2 pseudogenes are annotated in these 528 nt (G+C 69.5%); both read right to left on the bottom strand.

The features are described 5' to 3' along the window. Positions 1-189 (bottom strand): annotated as a pseudogene (locus tag IG69_RS22590) (DDE-type integrase/transposase/recombinase); the annotation flags it as partial. Further along, positions 186-528, bottom strand: a pseudogene (locus IG69_RS22830) (IS3 family transposase); the annotation flags it as partial. The pseudogenes IG69_RS22590 and IG69_RS22830, both read right to left, overlap by 4 nt.

The raw sequence follows: 528 nt of genomic DNA, 5'->3' as shown, positions 1-528 counted from the left end.
CATGGCGGCGTTGTCCGCGGAGGAGGCGACCCGGCCCATCGAGCCGACCATGTCGTGACGGTGCAGGGTGTGGACGTACTTCCGCGCTCGGAACTGGGATCCCCTGTCGGAGTGGACAATGCAGCCGGTGACGTCACCGCGGTGGGCGGCCGCGCTGGACAGGGCGGCGACCGCGAGGTGGGACTTCATTCGCGAGTCGATCCGGGGTCCCCTCTGGGGCGTAGCCGACGATGCGGTTGGAGTAAGGCCGACCACCAGCCCTGCTTCGAGCACAGCCGCCACGCGGTCCGCTCGCACATGACCTCACCGGCATCGCCTGCTTCGTCGTGCAGGTAGCGGTACCCGAATTCGGGGTCGTCGCGGTGAGCGTCGAACAGGGCGTTCGCTCGGTACGCCGCGACGAGGTCAGCATCGGTGACGGGCGCCTCGAGCCACCGGTAGTACGGAGCGCGCGCGATCTTCAGCACCCGGCACGTCACCGTCACGGGGATCCCGTCGGCGGCCAGCTCGCGGACGAGCGGGTACATC

The sequence above is a fragment of the Phycicoccus jejuensis genome, assembly GCF_000720925.1.
Lineage (GTDB): Bacteria > Actinomycetota > Actinomycetes > Actinomycetales > Dermatophilaceae > Phycicoccus > Phycicoccus jejuensis.
Note: the sequence above shows the minus strand (reverse complement) of the source record. Positions and strands in the feature narration are given on the sequence as shown.